Source organism: Pedococcus sp. P3_C7, from assembly GCF_056402615.1.
Genome location: NZ_JBFUHC010000006.1, coordinates 119208 through 140166, shown reverse-complemented (window position 1 = coordinate 140166; position 20959 = coordinate 119208). Strand labels below are relative to the sequence as shown.

General features: G+C 70.6%; 26 protein-coding genes. 17 read left to right on the top strand and 9 right to left on the bottom strand.

What is annotated here, in order from left to right; translation table 11 throughout:
* Positions 1-92 precede the first annotated feature (92 nt).
* Positions 93-1409, top strand: a complete 1317-nt coding sequence (murA, locus tag AC1DS4_RS08995; protein WP_477615519.1) for a UDP-N-acetylglucosamine 1-carboxyvinyltransferase — start codon at positions 93-95, stop codon at positions 1407-1409.
* 14 nt (positions 1410-1423) lie between these two features.
* Here the strand turns inward: murA and cofC are convergent, their stop codons facing one another.
* Positions 1424-2281, bottom strand: a complete 858-nt coding sequence (cofC, locus tag AC1DS4_RS08990; RefSeq protein ID WP_477632726.1) for a 2-phospho-L-lactate guanylyltransferase — start codon at positions 2279-2281, stop codon at positions 1424-1426.
* A 96-nt stretch (positions 2282-2377) separates the two neighbouring features.
* Here cofC and AC1DS4_RS08985 point away from each other — a divergent pair, with 96 nt between their 5' ends.
* The 7 genes from AC1DS4_RS08985 to AC1DS4_RS08955 all read left to right on the top strand — a co-directional run bounded on the left by AC1DS4_RS08985 (position 2378) and on the right by AC1DS4_RS08955 (position 7434).
* Positions 2378-3139, top strand: a complete 762-nt coding sequence (locus tag AC1DS4_RS08985) for a lysophospholipid acyltransferase family protein (protein WP_477632725.1) — start codon at positions 2378-2380, stop codon at positions 3137-3139.
* Positions 3136-4134, top strand: a complete 999-nt coding sequence (locus tag AC1DS4_RS08980; protein ID WP_477632724.1) for an NAD(P)H-dependent glycerol-3-phosphate dehydrogenase — start codon at positions 3136-3138, stop codon at positions 4132-4134. Before AC1DS4_RS08985 ends, AC1DS4_RS08980 begins: the two co-directional genes overlap by 4 nt.
* Positions 4135-4349: 215 nt before the next feature.
* Positions 4350-4874, top strand: a complete 525-nt coding sequence (locus tag AC1DS4_RS08975) for an alternate-type signal peptide domain-containing protein (RefSeq protein WP_477615515.1) — start codon at positions 4350-4352, stop codon at positions 4872-4874.
* Positions 4875-4897: 23 nt separating this feature from the next.
* Positions 4898-5473, top strand: a complete 576-nt coding sequence (locus tag AC1DS4_RS08970) for a signal peptidase I (RefSeq protein WP_477623333.1) — start codon at positions 4898-4900, stop codon at positions 5471-5473.
* Positions 5470-6048: a TasA family protein gene (locus tag AC1DS4_RS08965; RefSeq protein WP_477632723.1), complete on the top strand. Its 579-nt coding sequence runs from the start codon at positions 5470-5472 to the stop codon at positions 6046-6048. The genes AC1DS4_RS08970 and AC1DS4_RS08965 overlap by 4 nt, the downstream gene beginning before the upstream one ends.
* Positions 6049-6052: 4 nt before the next feature.
* Entirely contained in the window at positions 6053-7027 is a 975-nt protein-coding gene (locus AC1DS4_RS08960; RefSeq protein WP_477632722.1) for a signal peptidase I, read from the top strand.
* A 215-nt stretch (positions 7028-7242) separates the two neighbouring features.
* On the top strand, positions 7243-7434 hold the full coding sequence (locus AC1DS4_RS08955) for a hypothetical protein (RefSeq protein WP_477632721.1): 192 nt from the start codon (positions 7243-7245) through the stop codon (positions 7432-7434).
* Positions 7435-7516: 82 nt separating this feature from the next.
* On the opposite strand, the gene AC1DS4_RS08950 is transcribed toward AC1DS4_RS08955, so the two are convergent.
* From AC1DS4_RS08950 to AC1DS4_RS08940, 3 genes are all read right to left on the bottom strand, one after another.
* Positions 7517-7717 carry a hypothetical protein gene (locus AC1DS4_RS08950; protein ID WP_477615510.1) on the bottom strand — a complete coding sequence of 67 codons (201 nt, stop codon included), beginning with the start codon at positions 7715-7717 and terminating at the stop codon, positions 7517-7519.
* A gap of 67 nt (positions 7718-7784) precedes the next feature.
* Entirely contained in the window at positions 7785-8138 is a 354-nt protein-coding gene (locus AC1DS4_RS08945) for a VOC family protein (protein WP_477615509.1), read from the bottom strand.
* Position 8139: 1 nt separating this feature from the next.
* Positions 8140-9216, bottom strand: coding sequence for a trans-sulfuration enzyme family protein (locus AC1DS4_RS08940; protein WP_477615508.1), 1077 nt, complete (start codon positions 9214-9216; stop codon positions 8140-8142).
* 74 nt (positions 9217-9290) lie between these two features.
* Between AC1DS4_RS08940 and AC1DS4_RS08935 the strand changes: the two genes are divergently transcribed.
* Complete coding sequence (locus AC1DS4_RS08935) at positions 9291-10421, top strand: D-alanine--D-alanine ligase family protein (protein WP_477615507.1); 1131 nt, start codon at positions 9291-9293, stop codon at positions 10419-10421.
* A 51-nt stretch (positions 10422-10472) separates the two neighbouring features.
* Here the strand turns inward: AC1DS4_RS08935 and AC1DS4_RS08930 are convergent, their stop codons facing one another.
* Entirely contained in the window at positions 10473-10964 is a 492-nt protein-coding gene (locus tag AC1DS4_RS08930; protein ID WP_477615506.1) for a hypothetical protein, read from the bottom strand.
* A gap of 172 nt (positions 10965-11136) precedes the next feature.
* On the opposite strand from AC1DS4_RS08930, the gene AC1DS4_RS08925 reads away from it, so the two are divergent.
* The gene (locus AC1DS4_RS08925) at positions 11137-11499 is read left to right on the top strand and encodes a response regulator transcription factor (protein ID WP_477632720.1); all 363 of its coding nucleotides are present in this window, start codon (positions 11137-11139) and stop codon (positions 11497-11499) included.
* Between the two features lie 13 nt (positions 11500-11512).
* Here AC1DS4_RS08925 and AC1DS4_RS08920 read toward each other — a convergent pair whose 3' ends face one another.
* Together AC1DS4_RS08920 and AC1DS4_RS08915 are read right to left on the bottom strand one after the other, a co-directional pair.
* Positions 11513-12013: a hypothetical protein gene (locus AC1DS4_RS08920; RefSeq protein ID WP_477632719.1), complete on the bottom strand. Its 501-nt coding sequence runs from the start codon at positions 12011-12013 to the stop codon at positions 11513-11515.
* A 17-nt stretch (positions 12014-12030) separates the two neighbouring features.
* On the bottom strand, positions 12031-12264 hold the full coding sequence (locus AC1DS4_RS08915) for an Lrp/AsnC ligand binding domain-containing protein (RefSeq protein WP_140741828.1): 234 nt from the start codon (positions 12262-12264) through the stop codon (positions 12031-12033).
* Between the two features lie 191 nt (positions 12265-12455).
* Between AC1DS4_RS08915 and thiL the strand changes: the two genes are divergently transcribed.
* Positions 12456-13421 (top strand): thiamine-phosphate kinase, encoded by a 966-nt coding sequence (gene thiL, locus AC1DS4_RS08910; protein ID WP_477632718.1) that lies wholly within the window; start codon positions 12456-12458, stop codon positions 13419-13421.
* A gap of 92 nt (positions 13422-13513) precedes the next feature.
* Here the strand turns inward: thiL and rpmB are convergent, their stop codons facing one another.
* Positions 13514-13708: a 50S ribosomal protein L28 gene (gene rpmB / locus AC1DS4_RS08905; protein WP_056922510.1), complete on the bottom strand. Its 195-nt coding sequence runs from the start codon at positions 13706-13708 to the stop codon at positions 13514-13516.
* Positions 13709-13878: 170 nt separating this feature from the next.
* On the opposite strand from rpmB, the gene AC1DS4_RS08900 reads away from it, so the two are divergent.
* The 4 genes from AC1DS4_RS08900 to rsmD are packed head-to-tail and all read left to right on the top strand — an operon-like array spanning position 13879 to position 19329.
* Positions 13879-15618, top strand: a complete 1740-nt coding sequence (locus AC1DS4_RS08900; RefSeq protein ID WP_477646024.1) for a DAK2 domain-containing protein — start codon at positions 13879-13881, stop codon at positions 15616-15618.
* Between the two features lie 11 nt (positions 15619-15629).
* Positions 15630-17864 (top strand): ATP-dependent DNA helicase RecG, encoded by a 2235-nt coding sequence (locus tag AC1DS4_RS08895; protein WP_477632716.1) that lies wholly within the window; start codon positions 15630-15632, stop codon positions 17862-17864.
* Positions 17865-17924: 60 nt separating this feature from the next.
* Positions 17925-18713 carry an alpha/beta fold hydrolase gene (locus AC1DS4_RS08890; RefSeq protein WP_477615500.1) on the top strand — a complete coding sequence of 263 codons (789 nt, stop codon included), beginning with the start codon at positions 17925-17927 and terminating at the stop codon, positions 18711-18713.
* Positions 18714-18753: 40 nt separating this feature from the next.
* On the top strand, positions 18754-19329 hold the full coding sequence (gene rsmD, locus AC1DS4_RS08885; protein ID WP_477615499.1) for a 16S rRNA (guanine(966)-N(2))-methyltransferase RsmD: 576 nt from the start codon (positions 18754-18756) through the stop codon (positions 19327-19329).
* A gap of 84 nt (positions 19330-19413) precedes the next feature.
* Here rsmD and AC1DS4_RS08880 read toward each other — a convergent pair whose 3' ends face one another.
* Positions 19414-19707, bottom strand: coding sequence for a hypothetical protein (locus AC1DS4_RS08880; RefSeq protein WP_477623345.1), 294 nt, complete (start codon positions 19705-19707; stop codon positions 19414-19416).
* Between the two features lie 162 nt (positions 19708-19869).
* On the opposite strand from AC1DS4_RS08880, the gene AC1DS4_RS08875 reads away from it, so the two are divergent.
* Positions 19870-20436, top strand: coding sequence for a hemerythrin domain-containing protein (locus AC1DS4_RS08875; RefSeq protein ID WP_477623346.1), 567 nt, complete (start codon positions 19870-19872; stop codon positions 20434-20436).
* 25 nt (positions 20437-20461) lie between these two features.
* Positions 20462-20959: a pantetheine-phosphate adenylyltransferase gene (gene coaD / locus AC1DS4_RS08870; protein ID WP_477615496.1), complete on the top strand. Its 498-nt coding sequence runs from the start codon at positions 20462-20464 to the stop codon at positions 20957-20959.

The window sequence follows — 20959 nt, the reverse complement described above, 5'->3', positions numbered from 1 at the left end:
TCGACGCGGGGCACCAGCCCCACGAGCCGCACGACAGAGGCCGGCACCCCCTCGGGGTGTCGGCCTCCGTCGAGTGCCGCGATACTTGCCCCATGGCAAACATCCTCACCGTGAATGGCGGCGTACCGCTGGTCGGAGACCTCGAGGTCAGGGGTGCCAAGAACCTGGTCTCGAAAGCCATGGTGGCCGCACTCCTCGCTGAGGGACCGTGCCGGCTCCGCGGGGTTCCCGAGATCTCCGACGTCAAGATCGTCTCCGGCCTGCTGGAGCTGCACGGCGTCAAGATCGACTCCACCGACCGGGACGGTGAGCTGCTGCTCGACCCCACCAACGTCGAGCAGGCCCACGTCGCCGACATCGACGCGCACGCCGGGTCCTCACGCGTGCCGGTGCTGCTGTGCGGCCCGCTGCTGCACCGGCTGGGGGAGGCCTTCATCCCCGACCTCGGTGGCTGCCGTATCGGTGAGCGCCCGATCAACTACCACCTCGACGTGCTGCGCCAGTTCGGTGCCGACGTCCAGAAGCGACCCGAGGGGCTGCGCCTGACCGCCCCGAACGGGCTCAAGGGCACTCGCATCAAGCTGCCGTACCCGTCGGTCGGCACCACCGAGCAGGTGCTGCTGACAGCGGTGCGAGCCCAAGGTGTGACCGAGCTGCGGAACGCCGCAGTCGAGCCCGAGATCCTCGACCTCATCGCCGTGCTGCAGAAGATGGGCGCGATCATCAGCGTCGAGACCGACCGCGTCATCAAGATCGACGGCGTCGACCGGCTCGGCGGCTACGACCACCTGGCCATCCCGGACCGCATCGAGGCCGGCTCCTGGGCGTGTGCGGCTCTGGCGACCAAGGGCGACATCTACGTCCGTGGCGCCCAGCAGCAGGCGATGATGCCCTTCCTCAACGTCTTCCGGAAGATCGGTGGCGACTTCGACATCGACGACGAGGGCATCCGCTTCTGGCACGCCGGTGGGACCCTCAACTCCCTGGTCCTCGAGACCGACGTCCACCCGGGTTTCATGACCGACTGGCAGCAGCCGCTGGTCGTCGCCCTGACCCAGACCAGCGGGCTGTCGATCGTCCACGAGACGGTCTACGAGAACCGCCTGGGCTTCACGGAGGCACTGGGGGAGATGGGTGCGGTCGTCCAGCTCTACAAGGAGTGCCTGGGTGGTTCGCCGTGCCGCTTCGGGCGCGCCAACTTCCGCCACAGTGCGGTGATCTCGGGACCCACGCCGTTGCGCGGTGCCGAGATCACGGTCCCCGACCTGCGAGGTGGCTTCAGCTACCTCATCGCGGCCCTGGCCGCCGAGGGCCAGTCCAAGGTGCACGGGATCGAGCTGATCTACCGCGGCTACGAGCGGTTCTCCGACAAGCTCGACTCGTTGGGTGCGGACTACGAGGTCGGCTGAGCGCGCGGCCGAGCTCAGCCGATCCGCTGGTCGTCGCCGATCCCGACGATCCACAGCCTGCTGATCTCGGTGCTGGCACCGAGATCCAGGCTGAGGCGCTGGCCCACACGCAGGTGCCGCAGCGCGCTGGCGGCGAACACCTCACCGGTGAAGGTCACCTCGCGTCCGTCGTCCAACAGCGCGGATCCCGCACCGGTGGCTTCGTCGAAGGTGTGCACGCTCGCCTGCATGGGCGGCAGCGTAGTCGGCGTCGCGCCGAGGATGCGTCGTGTGGCCGGTCCCACCCCGAGCGCCAGCGCCGCCTGAAGTCCCGCGTCGTCGTCGACGTCGGTCCGCAGGCGCGGCAGGTCGAGCTCGAGGAGGTGGTGACCCGCCGCCTGGTGCCGCAGCGCGGAGCCTGGGCCGAACGCCGGCACGAGGTCCGCACCGGTCAGGGCCGTGAGGAGCACAGTGCCCCCACCGGCCGCATCGGGCACGACCGCCCGAGGGTATGCCGCCGCGGCGCCCAGGGCCGCTGTCAGGTCCCCTTGGCGGAGCGCGGGCAGGTCGCCCAGCAGCACCGCCACAGGGGTGTCGGCTCCCGCGGTCACGACGACGTCCCGCCCTGCTGCCGCAGCCACGTTGAGCCCGCCCCCGGGGTCCCCGGTGACGCGTGCCCCCAGGTCAACCGCCATCTCGGCCACGCGCTCGTCCGAGGTCACGACGACGACCCGGCCGGGCGGCATACCGGCGCAGCAGGCGGTGAGGCAGTCGGTGGCGAGGGCGAGCGCGAGCGCCTCGCGGTCGACGCCCGCCGGGGGGTGCAGCCGTGACTTCGCGGTCGCGCCGCCCTTGACGGGGACGACGAGGTGCCAGTCGGGAATGGAGGTCATCGGGACGATCGTCGCAGTGCTGGCGCGGTTGCTCGACACCGACCCCGGGAGCCGCGAGGATGCTCACTCACACGTTCCCGTCGATCTGGAGACCTGGTGACCGCCAGCGGCACACGCGCTCTGCCCTTCGCCTACCGCTTCACCGTGGCACTCCTGCGTCCGCTGCTGATGCTCCTGACCAAGCGCGACTGGCAGGGCATGGAGCACCTGCCGACCACCGGCGGGTTCGTCGCCGCACCCAACCACCTCTCGTACTTCGACCCCCTGGCGTTCGCCCACTTCCTGGTCGACAACGACCACCCGCCGTACTTCCTCGGCAAGGAGGGTGTCTTCCGGGTCCCGGTCGTGGGGGCGATCCTGCGTGGTGCGCAGCAGATCCCGGTCTACCGCAACACCGGCAAGGCCGCGGACGCCTTCCGCGCCGCCGTCGCGGCGGTCGAGAGCGGCAAGTGCGTTGCGGTCTATCCCGAGGGCACGCTGACCCGCGATCCAGACCTCTGGCCGATGGTCGGCAAGACGGGTGCCGCGCGCATCGCGCTGAGCACGAAGTGCCCCGTCATCCCCGTGGCGCAGTGGGGACCGCAGGACGTCCTCGAGCCCTACGGCAAGCGTCCGAGGCTGCTGCCCCGCAAGACGATGCACCTGCGCGCCGGGCCGCCCGTCGACCTCGGCGACCTCTATGACCAGCCGGTGACCGGGGCCCTCCTGCGCGAGGCGAGCGACCGGATCATGGCTGCCATCACGGCCGAGCTCGAGAAGATCCGCGGCGAGCAGGCCCCTGCCGAGCGGTTCGACTCGCGCAAGCACGGCCTTCCCGAGACCGGGAAGTTCCGCCGACAGCATGGAGAAGACGCATGACGACTGCTGCTGTGTTCGGGACGGGCAGCTGGGGCACTGCGTATGCCGCGATCCTCGCCGATGGTGGGACGACGGTCCGGATGTGGGGTCGCCGGCAGAGCGTGGTCGACCAGATCAATGCCGGCTGCAACGAGGACTACCTCCCCAACCTCGTGCTGCCCTCCTCGGTGTCGGCCACGCACGACCCCGCCGAGGCTGCCGAGGGCGCGGACATCATCGTGCTCGCAGTGCCCTCGCAGACGCTGCGGGCCAACCTTGGCGACTGGGGCGCCGTGCTGGGTGACACCGCGGCCGTGGTCTCGCTCATGAAGGGCGTGGAGCTCGGGACGACCAAGCGGATGAGCGAGGTCATCGCCGAGGCCGGGGGTGTGGCGCACGAGCGCATCGTCGTCGTGTCGGGCCCCAACCTCGCCAAGGAGATCGCCCTGAAGCAGCCCGCAGCCAGTGTGGTCGCCTGCATCGACGAAGCTGTGGCCGGCAGGGTCGCCGAGGCGTCCAACCCGGCCTACTTCCGCCCCTACACCTCGACCGACGTGGTCGGCACCGAGATCAGTGGTGCCGTGAAGAACGTCATCGCCCTCGCAGTCGGCATGGCCGAGGGGCTCGGCATGGGCGACAACTCCAAGGCCTCCATCATCACCCGCGGTCTCGCGGAGACCACCCGCCTCGGCATGGCGCTGGGCGCGGACGTGATGACGTTCGCGGGGCTGGCGGGCGTGGGCGACCTCATCGCGACCTGCATGTCGCCGCTGTCCCGCAACCACACCTTCGGGGTGAACCTCGGCAAGGGCATGAGCGTCGAGGAGGTCATCGCCGTGACCAAGCAGACGGCCGAGGGCGTGAAGTCCTGCGAGTCGATCCTGCAGCTCGCGCAGAAGCACGATGTGCGGGTGCCCATCATCGAGCAGGTCGCCGCGGTCGTGCACGACGGACGACGGGTCGAGGACGTCGTGGGTGCCCTGATGGTGCGGGCGCTCAAGAACGAGACCGACTAGAGGCACGGTCGCAGCGACCGCGTCTCGCACGACCGGAAGGACCGCGTCGGGGTTCGATCCCTGCGTGGCCGAACTGTGTCGCGGTCGAGTGACCGACGGGTCGGTTCGACGTTCTTGCCCGACTGCGTAACGGTGCGTGCTGCCCCGGGGTCTCTAGGGGGACCACACATCGGATGGGCCGCGGCGGGTACGGCACTCAGTCGGGAAGGACCATCATGAAGAAGTCGACCAAGGGCGCGTACGCCGCCACCGCCGCCGCCGTGCTGTTGCTCGGAGGAGCCGGGACGCTCGCCTACTGGAACGACACGACGACCGTGGCGGGCGGCGAGATCGAAAGTGGCGTGCTGTGGCTCGGGAACCCGGACTGTGGCCAGGGCTGGACGCTCGACGGTGGGGACGTGTTCACCACCCAGCTGCTCGTCCCCGGCGACACCCTGACCAAGGTCTGCACGATCGACCTCGTGGCCGAGGGCGAGCACCTCGGCGCCGACCTCGCCCTGGACACCCCTGCGTGGGAGGCGACGAACCCCCTGACGAACCAGCTGACGGCGTCGGCAACCTTCAGGGTCAACGCCGCGGCCAAGACCCACATCACCTCGGCCGACGACACCGGTGTCGACGAGGTCGAGGCAACGGTCAGCGTGGTGTTCGCCGGACCTGCTGCGACGAACGCGAGCCAGGGCCTGCTGGCGACGCTGGACGAGATCAACCTCGTGGCGACCCAGACCCACGACGGCTGACGGCTGACAGGGCGGTCGCGGACATGGTCCTCCGGTCGAACCCCACCCGCGCACGACGTGCGACGCGGTGGTTGGGGCAGGTGCTGGCCTGGGTGATGATCGGCGGAGTCGCCGGGGTCCTGGCCGTGGCTGTCATCGTCCCGCGCGCGTTCGGTGCCACCCCCTATGCGGTGCTGACGAGCTCGATGCGGCCCTCGCTGCCGGAGGGCACCCTCGCCGTGGTCCGGCCGACGTCGCCGACGTCGATCGGCATCGGGTCGGTCATCACCTACCAGCTCCGGTCGGGCCAGCCCGCCGTCGTGACCCACCGTGTCGTCGCCCAGGGAGTCGATGGCGCGGGGTCGCCGATCTTCCGGACGCGGGGCGACGCCAACGACGTCGCGGACACGGGGTGGGTCAAGCCGGTGCAGGTCAAGGGCAAGGTCTGGTATGCCGTCCCCCACCTCGGGCGGGTCAATGCCGCCTTGAGCGGGCGGGAGCACCGGCTGCTGGTCCACCTCGTGGCAATCGTGTTGCTGGGGTATGCCGCCCACAGGTTCACGGGGGCCCTGCGAGACCGGAGTCGGGCCGCACTGCAACGGGAGGGAAGCCATCCATGACTCGTCCACGCCACCTGGGGTCCACCCGGGTCAGGGCAGCTCTCGCGCTGGGAGCCGTCCTGGCCGCAGGGGTGAGTGGGACCTATGCCCTGTGGTCCGACACCGTGCCGGTCACGGGGGTGACGATCTCGTCAGGGGTCCTGGACCTCAAGGTCAACACCCTCGACTCCGTCCCGGCCTACACCGACCTCAACCTGACCGGGATGGTGCCGGGCAACACCGTGGCGGGCATCCTCACCGTCCGCAACGCCGGAACCATCCCCTTGACGTACTACGCGACCGCAGCCGCCACCAACGCCGACGGCAAGGGCCTCGGTGCCGCCCTCGTCGTCAAGGTCACCGCTGACTCCGCCGTGACCGGGACGGCTCCGGCACGGACCTGTGCCGGGGCCTCCCTCCCGACGACGGGCACCACGTTTGCCGGGAACCTGGTCGGCGTCCCGGCGACCCAGCGGGCATTGGCCGTGGGGGCGTCCGAGACGCTGTGCATCCAGGCGACCTTGCCGACCACCGCCGTGAGCACCCTGCAGGGCGCGACGACCAACGTCACGTTGGCCTTCAACGCGAGCCAGTGAGCCCATGACTCCTCGACGAGCACTCCACCGGGTGGGCCACCTGGCCCTGTCCCTGGGTGCTGCCATCGGGGTGCTGTGCCTGGTCATGACGGTGGCCGGCGTGGCCTTCGGGGTCCGGCCGGTGATCTTCCTCTCCGGTTCGATGTCTCCCACGATCCCGGCCGGAAGCCTCGCCGTGGCCCGCCCCGTGCCAGCCGCAGACCTGCGCGCCGGTGACGTCGTCGCCGTGCGGGCCGGCGAGGCACAGGTCACCCACCGCATCGTCGCCATCACCCACCACGACAGGTCGGCAACCCTGCGGCTGCGCGGAGACGCGAACCCCGGGGCCGACGACCAGCCCTACGAGGTCGAGGCGGCGCCGCGAGTCCTCCTGTCGGTGCCCCGGGCCGGTGTGCTCCTCGCGTGGCTCTCGCGGACCCCTGGCGTCTTCGTGCTGGCGGGGTATGCCGGCCTCCTCCTTGCGCTCGTCCTGCGAGGAGCGGCCCCGCTGTCGTCGGGGAGTGGGCCCGAGCGTGTCCAGGAGGCCGAGAGGTCGTCGCCCGGTCCCAGGAAGAGGATCCCGCGCCACTCGGCACGGACCTCGCTCCGGGCAGTCGCTGCGGCAGCCGTCCTGGGGTCGGGGACCTTCTCAGCGGCCCCCGCGCGAGCCGCCTGGACTGACCCGGTGGCCGTCTCCGGCAGCACCGTGGGGACCTACACGGTCCCGGCGCCCGCCACGTTCACCTGCGGAGGGCTGGGGGTTCTCTCCGTGGCCTTCAACTGGACCGCCGTCGCCGGCGCGACGAGCTACACCCTGCACTACGGCGCCGGTGGCGCCCAGACGAAGGCCGTCACGGGGACCTCCACGACGGTCGTCGCAGCGATCTCCGGCGGCACCGCGTGGCTCCAGGCCAACCGGAACTACGGCGCCACCACGTGGACCTCCGCCGCGTCGGCGACTCGCACCTACACCGTGGCAGCCGTCAGCCTCTGCAGCTGATCGAACGACAGGAGGAGCCGATGACGGGACGAGAGCGGGGAGCCAAGCCCCTGATGGGCGCTTTGTCGGTGGCGGAGTCACTTCTGTCGCGCACGCGCGTCTCCATAAGTGCCCGGGGCCTCACCGATGCCCAGGGCAGGGATCCCAGCGCTGGCTGGTCGCTGTCGGTGTCGGCGCTGGGATCCCGTCCTCACACTCCAGGCAAGGGATGGCTGATGCCCCGAAGTCAACACCTCGTCGCCGAGCGGGTGGTCACGAGCTACGGCGCCCACAGACATGCCGCGCCGATCGACGGCGCCCGGTCTCCGGGCACCCCGAGCTCGACGTCCGCCCCCACCGGCCCGCGGCAACGCGTCTGGACCTGGAGGCCCGCCCCGGACACCGGGGGCAGCCTCGACCGGGCCTAGACAGCCGACAGGGCACGAGGCTGGCAGTTGCCAGCCCCGTGCCTTGGGCGTTTGCCCTGAGACGTCTGCTCAGCCGGACCGGTCAGCCGCCGTAGGAGATGACCGATGCAGGGTCCAGCACGTCGGCGGGGCCAAGCAGGGTCGCTCCTTGGTCGTCCGGCTGCTGTACGTGCAGCACTGTGGCGACCGCAGAGGTCGCCGCTCCGGCGCCGAGGGCGGCGCACAGCAGAGTGATGATGATGGCGCCGCGGGTACGACTGCGGCGGTCCTCGTCCTGGGCCATGCGGTGGTTCTCCTTTGGTCGACTACCCAAAGGACGCGCAAACGGCGGACTCATGACGCTGGAACGGTCAGGTGGGCTGCCAGAGCTCGATCCGCGTGCCCTCGGGATCGGTGACCCAGCCGAATCGACCCACTCCCTCCATCTCCTGCGTCTCCGGCGCCACGTCCGCCCCCTTGCTGCGCAGCTGCTCGAGCATGGCGTCCAGGTCGCTGACCCGGAAGTTGAGCATCGCCTGCTGCGTGCTGGACCCGAAGTAGTCGGTCCCGGACTCGAACGCCGCGAAAACGGTCGGCCCGGCCCCTTGCTCCCAGACTCCGGTCTCGTCGACCTCGAGGCCAAGGCAGTCTCGGTACCACGCGAAGAGGGACGCCGGGTCCGAGGACCGCACGAAGTAGCCGCCGATTCCCAGGACGCGTTCCATGTCACCGGTCCGTCAGCGCGCGGTCAAGGTCGTGCCAGAGGTCGTCGACGTCCTCGATGCCGACGGACAGCCGGAGCAGGGCGTCGGGGACGGTCGGCGGCTCAGCGGCATACCGACGGCGCCTCTCGATCTGGGACTCGACACCCCCCAGACTGGTGGCGTGCGTCCACAGGGCGGTGCTGGTGGCAACCCGCTCCGCCGCCTCGGCGCCACCCTGTACCTCGATCGCGATGATCGCGCCGAAACCGGGATAGCGCGTCAGGCTCACTGCGGGATGCCCCTCGAGCCGGGCGGCGAGCTCGCGGGCGTTGGCGGTGGCCCGCTCGAGCCGCACGTGCAGGGTGCGCAGACCGCGCAGCGCCAGCCAGGTCTCCATCGGTCCGGCGATGCCACCACCCAGGAGGCGTGCGGTCGACAGACGGGCGTGCAACCCGCGACCAGCTTCCGTGAGCGGGGTGACGAGGGCGCCGAGGATCACGTCGGAATGGCCGGAGAGGTACTTGGTCACCGAGTGGAGGACGACGTCGACGCCGTCGGCGAGCGGCTGCTGCACCAACGGGGTGGCGAACGTGTTGTCGCAGACGGTCAGCGCGCCCGACTCGCGGGCCATCGCGACCAGGGCCCGGATGTCGGACACCTCGAGCATGGGGTTGGTGGGCGACTCGATCCACAACAGTGCCGCGCCCTCGACGGCGACGCGCACGGCTTCCTGGTCGGTGGGGTCGACCCGCCGGACCACGACGGCACCGGAGTCGGCGAGCTGGTCGAGCAGCGTGGTCGTGCCGTTGTAGGCGTGGGCCGGCACCACGACGGCGCCCCCGTGCGGAACGAGCGAGAGTGCCGCCGACACGGCGGCCATCCCGGAGGCGAAGACGAGGGCATCCCCGCCCTCGAGTCCGCCCAGCGCCTCCTCGAAGGCCGACCACGTCGGGTTCCCGGCGCGCGCGTAGTTCACCGGCCCGTCCGCGATGTAGGTCGACGTGAACTCGAGGGGCGCGTTGACCCCGGCACCCGGCATACGGGACTGGCGTCCCAGGGCGACGACGCGGGACGCGGGGGACAGGTGCTCATGGTTCACGCGGCCAGCGTAGAGGCGCCGCCAGGCGAGCCGCGCGGGGTGCCCGGCGGATGGTCGGGATACGCTCGGCGGCGATGACTACGGACCAGCCAGCGACCCACAAGCCTCGAGTCGCCATCGTCTTCGGTGGCCGCTCGTCGGAGCACGCGGTCTCGTGTGCGACCGCGGCTGGGGTGATGCGGGCGATCGACCGCGACGCCTACGAGGTCATCCCGATCGGCATCTCCCGGGACGGGCACTGGGTGCTCTCCGACGGCGACCCGCAGCTGCTCGAGCTGACCGCCGACAGCACGCCCGAGGTCGCGCCGGGAGGCGCTGGCGTGGTCGTGCCGCTGGCCACGACGGATCGCACGCTCACCACCCTGGAGCCCCAGGAGGTCCCGAGGAGCCTCGGCGAGGTCGACGTCGTCTTTCCGTTGCTGCACGGGCCTTTCGGCGAGGACGGCACCATCCAGGGCATGTTCGAGATGGCCGACATCCGCTACGTCGGGTCCGGCGTCTTCGCGTCCGCCGCGGGGATGGACAAGCACTACATGAAGGTCCTGTTTGCCGGCGCCGGACTCCCGGTCGGCCCGTATGCCGTGATCACCGACTCGCAGTGGCGGCGCGACAAGGCCGCGGCGATGGACGCCGTCGGTGCGTTGGACTACCCCGTCTTCGTGAAGCCGTCGCGGGCCGGCTCGAGCATGGGCATCTCGAAGGTGTCGACACCCGAGGCGCTCGAGGCGGCCATCGAGATCGCCCGCGAGCACGACCGCAAGGTCATCGTCGAGCAGGGCATCGTGGGACGCGAGATCGAGTGTGCGGTGCTCCAGGGACGTGGGACCGACGCGCCGCGGGTCTCACACGTCGGCGAGATCGAGGTGACGACCGCGGGCGGTCACGAGTTCTACGACTTCGAGGCCAAGTACCTCGACGACGGTGCGGTGCTGTCGTGCCCGGCCAACGTGCCCGACTCGGTGTCGGCCGAGGTCCAGCGGCTCGCGGGTGCCGCGTTCGAGGCGCTCGGCTGCGAGGGACTGGCGCGGGTGGACTGCTTCTACACCGACACCGGCGACGTCGTCATCAACGAGATCAACACGATGCCCGGTTTCACGCCGCACTCGATGTATCCCCAGATGTGGGAGGCGACGGGGCTGCCGTACCCGGAGTTGATCGACGAGCTCATCCAGCTCGCCCTGACCCGCCCCGTCGGACTCCGCTGAGCGCTCCGTCACCGCTGGGAGTCCACACGCGACGGGCGCCCATGACGGCGGCTAGCTGCGGAACCACCGCTTCTTCGTGGGCGGGGCATCGGTCTCGACCGGAGGCTGGGTCTCGAAGTCTGCGCTGCCCTCGAAGCCTTCGGCCCTGCCCTCGAAGTCCTCGGCGCTGCCCTCGACTGCTATCAGGTTCAGGCTGAGGAAGTACCCGGACTCCGGGTCTCCCGTCACGGACTCGAGCTCGACCTGCCCGTCCTCGGCGAGAAAGTGGAACACATCCAGACCGGGGAGACGCAGCTCGGAGATCCACACCGCCTCGAGGAAGCTGGACACCTGACGCTCGGGCGTGCCGGGCCGGTAGCGGACCAGGGCGACCAGAAGACGGTCGGGGTCCTCCGTGGCCTCCACCTCGACGTGAGCGAACATGACGCTCGACACCAGTCGTTGACGAAGCCTGGCTGCAGCGGCGTCGATGAGCGCACCAGATGCCGGCGGCAGGTTGGATGTCAGCGCGGTTCTGAGTCGCAGGAATTCCACGCGGTCCACGATGGTGAGACTGCCCGACGACGATCGATTGGGCAAACCGCCTGGCCTGGCTGGCTGATCGGCGACTGCTCGCGTGGGCGTGGCCGGCAGTCACCACGCGTACGCTGGCCGAACGGTCGACGGCGGCCGCGAGACGAGCCGCGCGAAGGGACCACCGATGAAGGTTCTCGTTGTGGAAGACGATGTGGACATCCAAGATCTCGTCATCAGCTTGCTGAGTCGCGCCGGCTACGACGTGCTCGCCGAGGGCAACGGTGACGCGGGACTGGCCACTGCCCTGACGCAGCAACCCGACCTGGTGATCCTGGACTGGATGATGCCCGGGCTGAGCGGGGTCGAGGTCTGCCGGGCCCTGCGTGCGGACCCTCGGGCCAAGAACATCCCCGTCCTGCTCCTGACGTCTCGAGCCCAGGAGGCCGACATCGACCAAGCCTTCACCGCAGGAGCCGATGACTACATGGTCAAGCCGTTTCGGGGGCGCGAGCTGGTCAGTCGTGTCCAGTCGCTGACAACCAACGGTGTCGGACGTGTCTGACCCACCCCGGCCGTCACTTGCAGGAGCGGCCGTTGGTGGGCAGCGCCTTGGCAGCTGGTCCGAAGGCAGGGAGCAGCAGGGGCTCGGGTTTGTAGGAGTCCGGCACGAGCACCTCGATCGCCGGCGCGCGTCCGAAGGACGTGAACTTCACGCCGTCCCCGAGCCGCTCGACGACCCAGTAGACGCCGTCGACGTCAAGGCACTCCTTGTCGGTGGCGCCGAGCGCCGGCCAGCCGCACGACGCGATGACGGCGGGGTCGCCCCACGCCCTGGCATCCCTGCCTGTGGGGCCCGTGGTGCGCTGCCCACTGTCCACTGTCCGGGGTTCCTTGCCCGCCACCTTCGCCGGCCACAACGCGGTGGCGGACTCACAGGCTGCGTCGTGCGGGGGAGGGATGACCTCGACCGAGTCGGAACACCCTGACAGCAGACCACCGGCCACCCCGAGGACGAGGAGGCCGGTGGTCGTGGTGCGCAGTGGGCGCGCGGCCGCGTGGCGGGCGCCGGGGCACACAGAGGTCGGTGGGACGCTCAGACGTGGACGACGGTGCAGGTCAGGGTGCGGGTGATGCCCGGCACGTCCTGGATCTTGGCGATGACCAGCTTGCCCAGCTCGTCAACGGTGTTGGCCTCGACACGGGCGATCACGTCGTAGGGCCCGGTCACGTCCTCGGCGAGGACTACACCGGAAATTGCGGCAATGGCCTCGGCAACGGACGCCGCCTTGCCGACTTCGGTCTGGATCAGGATGTAAGCCTGGACCACCACGAGACACCTCACACTTTCTGTTGACAACAGGTTGAGCCTGTTTCCTTGTGCACAGCCTGCTCTTGAGACAGAGCCTGTTTCCACGACCCCGGAGAACCGCATGGCCGGGGGCGCACCTCGGCCACGGCAGACGCTACCGTGCCCGTGTCCCGCCCGTCTCCCCCGGGCCGTCACGAGGAGGTCAAGTCATGGTCACGGCCGCGCTGACGCTGGCGGAGGTGTCCGAGTCGGACCTGCTTCAGCGGATCTTCCCGTTCTTCGAGGCTGGTCCGTCATTGGCGGTCGGCCCCGGTGACGACGCCGCGGTCCTTCGCACCGGTTCGACCACCGTGGCGACCACGGACTCGATGGTCCGCGGCCGCGACTGGCTCGACGAGTGGTCGACGGCGGCTGACGTCGCAACCAAGCTGCTCACCCAGAACCTCGCCGACGTCGCGGCCATGGGCGCGCGGTCCACCGCGATCCTGGTGTCGCTCGTCGCCGACCCGGCGACCCCGCTGGACTGGGTGGTCGAGTTCGCGCGCACCCTCGGGGAAGATGCGGCCGCGCTGGGGGTCGTCGTCGCCGGTGGCGACCTGTCATCGGCGCCGGCCGGCGTGCTCATGGTGTCGGTGACGGCGCTCGGTGACCTGGACGGCCGCGAACCTGTGCTGCGCAGCGGTGCTCGGCCGGGCCATGTCGTCGCGGTCTACGGCACCCTGGGCCGCTCCGCCGCCGGCCTGGCCATGCTCGAGGGGGGCGCCGACCCCCGAGCGGCTGCGGCCGGCATACCCGCGGCCTGCCTGGCTCACCACCTGCGACCCAGGGTCCACGTGATCGCCGGGAGGCAGGCGGCCGAAGCCGGCGCGAGCGCCATGATCGACCTGTCCGACGGCTTGCTGCGCGACGGACACCGCATCGCCCAGGCCAGCGGAGCGCGCCTCGCTCTGTCCCCGGCGGCGCTGCACGACGACCTCGCCGCCGTCGAGCAGGCGGTCGGTGACGCTGCCTGGGAGTGCGTGCTCGCGGGCGGCGAGGAGCACAGCCTCCTGGCAACCTTTCCCGTGGGCGTCCCGGACGGCTGGCGCACCATCGGCGTGGTCGAGGCGGGCGAGGGCGTCACGCTCGACGGCGTGGTGCAGCAGCCGCGCGGCTGGGATCACTTCAGGGGTTGAAGCATGAAATCAGACACTTCAGGGACAGGCATGAAAGGAGCCGACCTCCCGGTGGGGAGATCGGCTCGTTTCGGTATGCCGCAGGGGCAGGGTCAGCGCTTGACCTTGCCGGCCTTGAGGCACGAGGTGCAGACATTGAGACGCTTCGGGGTCACGCCCGCGTCGCCCACCAGGGCCTTGACGCGCTGGATGTTGGGGTTCCAGCGACGCTTGGTGCGGCGGTGCGAGTGCGAAATGTTGTGACCGAAGCCCGGTCCCTTGCCGCAGACGTCGCAGTTGGCAGCCACGGGTGTTCTCCTGAAATCGATTGGTACAAGAAATGGGGCGCTCCCGGTGTCTCCTCGCGCGGGCACAGGCCAGCGACGCAGAGGTCCATGGGAACCGGTCAAGCGTAGCCGAGGTGTGGCGCAACGGCCAAAACGGGGCTGACGAGGGCGTCTGCGACTAGCCTGCCACCGTGCTCGAAGCCCTCAGTGCCGTGGACGCGAGGCGATGGGCCGTGCTCACGCGCGCCGCCTTCGCCGCGCGACGGGCCGAGATCGACGCGCTCAACGTCTTTCCCGTCCCCGACGGTGACACGGGCACCAATCTCTACCTCAGCCTCGACGCGGCGCTCGACTCGGTCCGCACCGAGCACGAGAGGGCCGGCATCCTCGGTGCCGCCTCGCTCGAGCAGGAGTGCAGCGCCATGGCGCGCTCCCTGCTGCTGACGGCCCGTGGCAACTCCGGCGTGATCCTCAGCCAGCTGGTCCGCGGTTTCGCCGAGGCCATCGCGGAGAGCGGCAAGGACCTCGCCGATGCCGGGACGATTGCGGATGGACTGGAGCGCGCCAGCCAGCGTGCCTACGCGAGTGTGACCAGGCCGGCCGAGGGGACCATCCTCACCGTCGCTCGGGCGGCAGCAAGCGCGGGTGCGGCCGCCGTCGACCGTGGGCTGGTCGCCGTGGCGGAGGACGCCCTCGACGCTGCCACCGAGGCCCTGAAGGCCACGACCGCCCAGCTGCCCGCCCTGGAGCGCGCGGGCGTCGTCGATGCAGGAGCCGCGGGCTACCTCCTGCTCCTCGAGGCTCTCGCGCGGGTCGTGCACCAGGACGGAACCCACGTCGGAGAGCGGATGGAGGTCTTCGCCGACGACACCATGCACCGCCGAGAGGACTGGAGCCAGGCCGGCGGCGTGGTCGCGCCGATGGGCGCCTCTGGCGGCTCGCCCACGGGCGAGGGCGACCTCGTCCCCGGCGGGCCGGCCTACGAGGTCATGTACCTGCTGCGCGACAGCGACGAGGAGCGGGCGGCGGTGCTGCGCGACACCTTGGACGCGCTCGGTGACTCGCTGCTCGTCGTCGGCGGTCCCGACCTGTGGAACGTCCACGTGCACGTCGACGACGTCGGAGCCGCTGTGGAGGCGGGGATCGAGGCAGGGCGTCCCTACCGCGTCCGGGTGACTCACTTTGCCTCTCAGGGTGATCGTGCCACCCACGGTGATCGTGCAGGTCAGGGTGACCGAGCGGACCAGGTCGGCGGTGCCCACCCCGCGGCCGGTGTTGCCGTCGTCGCCTGTGCGGCGGGTCCGGGGCTGGCGGCGGTGCTCGGGCAGGCGGGGGCCAAGGTCGTCGAGAGCGGGCCGGGCCGGCGTGCGTCAGCAGGAAAGCTGCTCGACGCGGCCCGCTCGGTGCATGCGCTCGAGGTGATCGTGCTGCCCAACGACGGCGACACCGTCATGGCGGCCGAGGCCGCGGCGAGTGCGGCCGAGCAGGACGGGATCATGCTGCACGTCGTGCGCTCGCGGACAGCTGTCCAGGGCCTGGCGGCGCTGGCGGTCTTCGACCCGACCGCGAGCGGTTCACGCAACGCCGCCCAGATGAGCCACGCGGCGGCTGCGACCCGCCATGGCGCGGTGGCTGTGGCGAGCAAGCAGGCCCTGACCAGCGCGGGCCCGTGCGAGCCCGGAGACGTCCTGGGTGCCGTCGCGGGAGATGTCGTCATCGTGGGCGCCGACCTCGAGGAGGTCGCCATCGACGTGGTGGCCAGGCTGCTGAGCAGTGGCGGCGAGATCGTCACCGTGATCGGTGGCGCCGACGCGCCACCCGGACTCACCGAGTCGCKCGGCGCCCGCATCGAGCGCGGGCACCGGGACGTCGAGGTCAGCCTGATCGACGGCGGCCAGCCGCACTACCCCTTGTTGCTCGGAGTCGAGTAGGCGTGGTCGGTGTGGTCACGCAGTCCACCAAGCTCTCACAGATCGTCTCCACGGCCGCGCCCAAGCTGGCGAAGCACCGAGGGATCAACGTCGTGGGGGACCTGCTGGAGTTCTGGCCGCGGCGCTACCTCGAACACAGCGCTGACCTCGGCATGCTGCACGTCGGGATGTACGTCGTGGCGGTGGCCACCGTCAAGACCGCAGCGACCCGGTCGATGAAGAACCGCCGTGGCGAGATGCTCACCGTCACCATCACCGATGGCGCACACGAGGTGGACCTGGTCTTCTTCAAGGCGTGGGGGCACAAGGACTCCCTGGTGCCCGGCACGACGGCTTTGTTCGCCGGCACCGTCGGGAAGTACCGCGGGAGATGGCAGCTGGCGCACCCGGCATACCAGCTCATGCACGGCGGACTCGGCGATGCCGCCACCGACCGTGGGCCGATCCCGGTCTACCTCCAGGTCAAAGGCATGCAGAACTGGGCCGTTGCCGAGTGCGTGCGCCTGACGCTTGACCAGCTCGACGCGCTGCCGGATCCGGTCCCCGCCGACCTGCGACAGCGGCGCGGCCTGCCCGGTCGGCTGGAAGCTCTTCGCGGCATCCACGTCCCGAGGGAGATGCCGGAGGTCTATCGCGCCCGTCAGCGGATGCGCTACGAGGAGGCCCTGGTCCTGCAGACGTTGCTGGCGCAGCGTCGTGCCCGGGCAGCCCTCCAGCACACCGCGGTCGCGCGGACGCCCCTCGTGGGTGGGCTGCTCGACGCGTTCGACGCCCGGCTGCCGTTCGAGCTGACGGAGGGTCAGCGGGAGATCGGGGCGACCCTCGCCCGCGAGATGTCCGGCGACACCCCCATGAACCGCCTGCTGCAAGGTGAGGTCGGCTCCGGGAAGACGGTCATCGCGCTGCGGGCCATGCTGGCGGCCGTCGACGCAGGTGGTCAGGCTGCACTGCTTGCCCCCACGGAAGTCCTTGCGGCACAACACCATCGCTCGATCACAGCGATGCTCGGGGAGCTTGCCGAGCGCGGAATGCTCGGAGGCAGCGAGATCGGGACGCAGGTCGCACTGCTCACCGGCAGTCAGTCGGCGGCCGCCCGGAAGAAGTCGCTGCTCGACCTGGCGAGCGGCGACGCCGGCATCGTGATCGGCACACATGCCCTGATCCAGGAGCACGTCCAGTTCTTCGACCTCGCCCTCGTCGTCGTCGACGAGCAGCACCGCTTCGGGGTCGAGCAGCGAGATGCCATGCGGGACAAGGCAAGGCAACCGCCCCATGTGCTCGTGATGACGGCCACCCCGATCCCACGGACCGTGACGATGACGGTGTTCGGCGACATGGAGACCTCGACGCTCACCGAGCTGCCGCGAGGTCGCGCCCCCATCACGACGCACGTCGTCCCGACCGACAACCCCCGATGGGTCGAGCGCACCTGGGAACGCATCGCCGAGGAGGTCCGGACCGGCCGCCAGGCGTACGTCGTGTGCCCGAGGATCGTGGACACCGAGGACTCCAGCGGCGTCTCCGACGAGGAGGTTCCCGACGCGCGCCCGACGGCCGAGGATGCCGAGCTCGACGAAGGGGAGCCCGCGGAGTCGACGGCGCCACGCGTCTGGGCCAGCGTCCTCGCGGTCGTCGAGCAGCTGCGGTCCGACCCTGCGCTCCACGGCATCACCGTCGACGTCCTGCACGGCCGGATGACCCCCGAGGACAAGGACGCCGCGATGGCGCGCTTCACCCGCGGAGAGACCGGAGTCCTCGTCTCGACCACCGTCATCGAGGTAGGCGTCGACGTCGCGAACGCGACCGTGATGGTCGTGATGGACGCAGACCGGTTCGGGGTCTCCCAGCTCCACCAGCTCCGTGGACGCGTGGGTCGTGGGGGACACCCCGGCCTGTGCCTGCTCATGACCGGTGCCGAGGCCGACGGGGGAGCCCGCGAACGACTCGAGGCAGTCGCCGCCACCACCGACGGGTTCGCCCTCGCCCAGCTCGACCTCGAGCTGCGCGGGACCGGTGACGTGCTCAGTGGACGACAGAGCGGTGGTGGCCGGTCCACCAGGGGGATGGGAAGGGGCAGCTTCCGGTTCTTGTCCCTCGTGCGCGACGAAGAGCTCATCCTGCAGGCCCGTGAGGACGCTGCCGAGCTCGTGGCCTCCGACCTCGACCTCACGGCCCACCCCGAGCTCAGCGTGGCGGTCGGCGAACGCCTCGACGAGGAGCAGGCAGCCTTCCTCGAGCGGGGATGACGCGAGGGTTGACCGAAATTGCAGGGGCGCTCACATGCGAGTTCGCCCTAGTCTCGAAGGGTGCTGCTCTCCCATGACGACGAAGGTTCCGGCCCAGCGGTCCTGCTGCTCCATGCGGGAGTCGCCGACCGCCGCATGTGGGACCCCCTGGTCCCGGGGCTGCGCCACACCTTCCGCGTGATCCGTCCCGACCTGCGAGGATTCGGCGACTCGGCGCAACCGGGCGAGGAGTACGCAGACGCCGACGACCTCGACGGGCTGCTCGACTCGCTGGGGGTGGGCAGCGCCGCGGTGGTCGGGTCCTCGTACGGCGGGCGGGTGGCGATGGAGCTCGCGACGGCCCATCCGGCGCGGGTCTCCTCGCTGGTCCTGCTCTGCCCTGGCTATCGCGGGCTGGAGCCCTCCGAAGCAGACGCGCCGGCCTTGGAGGCCTATGGCGACGAGGAGGCACGGCTGCTCGAGGCGGGCGACCTCGCGGGTGCCGCCGCACTCACCGTGGACACCTGGGTGGGACCGGAGGCGGGGCCCGAGGTGCGAGAGCTCGTCGCGACGATGCAACGCCGTGCCTACGAGGTCCAGCTGGCGGCCGACGAACAGGACCCGCCGCCTTCGGCGCGCCGGATCGAGGTCGACCCGACGGCCCTGGCGGTGGACACCTTGGTGGTGTCGGGCGCGCACGACCTGGACCACTTCCGCGCCATTGCCGCTCATCTCGGCAGGCAGATCCCGGGGGCCGAGTGGGTCGAGCTGGACTGGGCCGGCCACCTGCCGTCGATGGAGCGGCCCGACGCCGTGCTGACGCTGCTCCTGGACGTGCTGCGGGACGACCCGACGGTGCACGCGCCCTGAGCGAGGGACCTGGGTCCGGCGGCGCTGCTACGTTGCCGCCGTGACGCGGATCATCAGTGGGCGGGCCGGGGGCATGCGGCTGGCCACCCCGGCAGGCTCGGGCACCCGACCGACGAGCGACCGCGTCCGAGAAGCGCTGTTCTCGCGTCTCGAGCACCTCGAGGTGCTCGTCGGTGCGCGGGTGGTGGACCTGTATGCCGGGTCCGGCGCCCTCGGTCTCGAAGCGGCCAGCCGTGGCGCGGCGACCGTGCTGCTCGTGGAGTCGGACAAGGCCGCCGCGAAGGTGACCCGTCAGAACGCGGGAGCACTCGGCATACCCGGGATCACGGTGCGGCACGCCACCGTGCAGCGGGCTCTGTCTGCGGCTCCGGCGCAGCCACAGACGCTGGTCTTCCTCGATCCGCCGTACGAGCTCGGCGAGGAGGAGCTGGCCGCGGACCTCGTCGCCCTGGTGGAGCAGGAGTGGCTCGATCCCGAGGCGCTGGTGGTGGTCGAACGGTCCGCGAGGTCACCGGAACCGGCCTGGCCCGAGGAGCTCGAGCGCGAGGGGGAGCGACGCTACGGCGAGACGAAGATCTGGTTCGCAGGCCCACGCCTGCCCGACGTCGTGGCCTGAGCGCCGCCCTGGCAAGGGATGCGAGCAGGGCCGAACGCGGCGGAGCCCGACCGCACAGCGATCGGGCTCCGTGACTTTGGTCGGTCAGACCGTGGGGGAGGAGGGGAGCAGGCTGAACTGCACACCCCCGGTCTCGTCCACCGCGGCATCGAGCACCTGGTCGCCCAGGGCCACGGCGGCGGTCTCGTCGAGGTAGACCTTGGCGCCGTCCTGCTCGACGACGGCGTCACCGGGCAGGGCCTGCTCGGCGGTGGTCACCGTCAGGCCGCCGGAGTCGACGCCTTCCTGGCTGAAGCGCAGACCCGCGTCCTCGGTGCTGAGGTTCTGGTCCACGAGGGTCTTGACGATCGTGCTGGCGTTCTCGGTCAGGGTGAGCATGTGGCTCCTTCTTTTCCGACGGTGTCAGGCTATGGAGGTCAGGACCCCTCCACCGTGTCGCAACCCGCGTCCCGACTTCAAACCAGGCGTCCGGTGGGTGGGACGTCGTCTCGCCGCGACCCCCGAGGTGTGGCATCGCCGCAGGTGGGAGAGGGTATGGACATGACGGACTACGAGATCCCCCGGCCGACCAACGGCGACGTCGTCGAGCTGATCCTCGACGACCACCGATTCTTCGAGGCACTCCTGCGCGACCTGCGCGACGCCACGGCGGACCGCGAGGCGGCCCGGGCCACCCTGGCCGCGGTCCTCATCGCCCATGGTGAGGCGGAGGAGGCGAAGGTCTATGCGAGCCTCAAGCGCAAGGACGCCATCACGGCCCACGAGGCCGAGCACGGCGAGGAGGAACACGCTGAGGGCAACGAGGCCCTGCTGGCGCTCCTGGAGTGCAAGGGCACCGACACCCAGAAGTTCGACGACGCCGTCGAGGACCTCGCCACCGCGCTCAACCACCACATCGGCGAGGAGGAGCAGACGATCCTCAACCCGGCCCGCACCGAGGTGTCGGAGGAGGTCCGCCAGGACCTCGGCGTGAAGTGGGCGACCGAACGCAACCGCCTCCTCGAGGCCGGGGTCGGGACCCTCACCAACGTCCGCGAGATCGTCGCGCGGGCGCACAAGGAAGGCCTCCTCCCGGCCGACGACGAGGGCGAGGACGACAAGGAGTAGCCGGTTGCGCTGCTAGCGTGCCGGTGTGACCAGCCCAGCGACGAGACGGTGTGTGTGCCCCGGCTCCTACGACCCCGTCACGCTCGGCCACGCCGACGTCATCCGGCGCGCCGCAGCGCTCTACGACGAGGTCGTCGTCGCGGTGCTGCACAACCCTGCCAAGCGCGGGACCTTCAGCCCGGAGGAGCGTCGCGACCTCATCCTCGACGGCTGCCGCGACCTGGGAAACGTCCGCGTGGAGCTGTTCGCCGACCGGCTGCTCGTCGACGTCTGCCGCGAGCTGGACGCGACGGCGATCGTGAAGGGTCTGCGGGGCGGCACCGACTTCGCCTACGAGCTGCCGATGGCCCTGATGAACCGGCACCTGACCGGCGTCGAGACCGTCTTCCTCCCCGGTGACCCGAGCCTCGAACACATCTCGAGCTCGCTGGTCAAGGAGGTCGCGCGCTACGGCGGCGACGTCTCCGGGCTGGTCAGCGACCGCGTCCGGGACGCCCTCCTGGCGCGCCTGCGGGAGCAGTGA

Excerpts from the sequence above, each read along its gene's own strand:
- murA (WP_477615519.1), top strand. The coding sequence starts at position 93 with ATGGCAAACATCCTCACCGTGAATGGCGGCGTACCGCTGGTCGGAGAC.
- cofC (WP_477632726.1), bottom strand. The coding sequence starts at position 2,281 with ATGACCTCCATTCCCGACTGGCACCTCGTCGTCCCCGTCAAGGGCGGC.
- AC1DS4_RS08980 (WP_477632724.1), top strand. The coding sequence starts at position 3,136 with ATGACGACTGCTGCTGTGTTCGGGACGGGCAGCTGGGGCACTGCGTAT.
- AC1DS4_RS08975 (WP_477615515.1), top strand. The coding sequence starts at position 4,350 with ATGAAGAAGTCGACCAAGGGCGCGTACGCCGCCACCGCCGCCGCCGTG.
- AC1DS4_RS08970 (WP_477623333.1), top strand. The coding sequence starts at position 4,898 with ATGGTCCTCCGGTCGAACCCCACCCGCGCACGACGTGCGACGCGGTGG.
- AC1DS4_RS08965 (WP_477632723.1), top strand. The coding sequence starts at position 5,470 with ATGACTCGTCCACGCCACCTGGGGTCCACCCGGGTCAGGGCAGCTCTC.
- AC1DS4_RS08960 (WP_477632722.1), top strand. The coding sequence starts at position 6,053 with ATGACTCCTCGACGAGCACTCCACCGGGTGGGCCACCTGGCCCTGTCC.
- AC1DS4_RS08955 (WP_477632721.1), top strand. The coding sequence starts at position 7,243 with ATGCCCCGAAGTCAACACCTCGTCGCCGAGCGGGTGGTCACGAGCTAC.
- AC1DS4_RS08950 (WP_477615510.1), bottom strand. The coding sequence starts at position 7,717 with ATGGCCCAGGACGAGGACCGCCGCAGTCGTACCCGCGGCGCCATCATC.
- AC1DS4_RS08945 (WP_477615509.1), bottom strand. The coding sequence starts at position 8,138 with ATGGAACGCGTCCTGGGAATCGGCGGCTACTTCGTGCGGTCCTCGGAC.
- AC1DS4_RS08935 (WP_477615507.1), top strand. The coding sequence starts at position 9,291 with ATGACTACGGACCAGCCAGCGACCCACAAGCCTCGAGTCGCCATCGTC.
- thiL (WP_477632718.1), top strand. The coding sequence starts at position 12,456 with ATGGTCACGGCCGCGCTGACGCTGGCGGAGGTGTCCGAGTCGGACCTG.
- AC1DS4_RS08880 (WP_477623345.1), bottom strand. The coding sequence starts at position 19,707 with ATGCTCACCCTGACCGAGAACGCCAGCACGATCGTCAAGACCCTCGTG.
- AC1DS4_RS08875 (WP_477623346.1), top strand. The coding sequence starts at position 19,870 with ATGACGGACTACGAGATCCCCCGGCCGACCAACGGCGACGTCGTCGAG.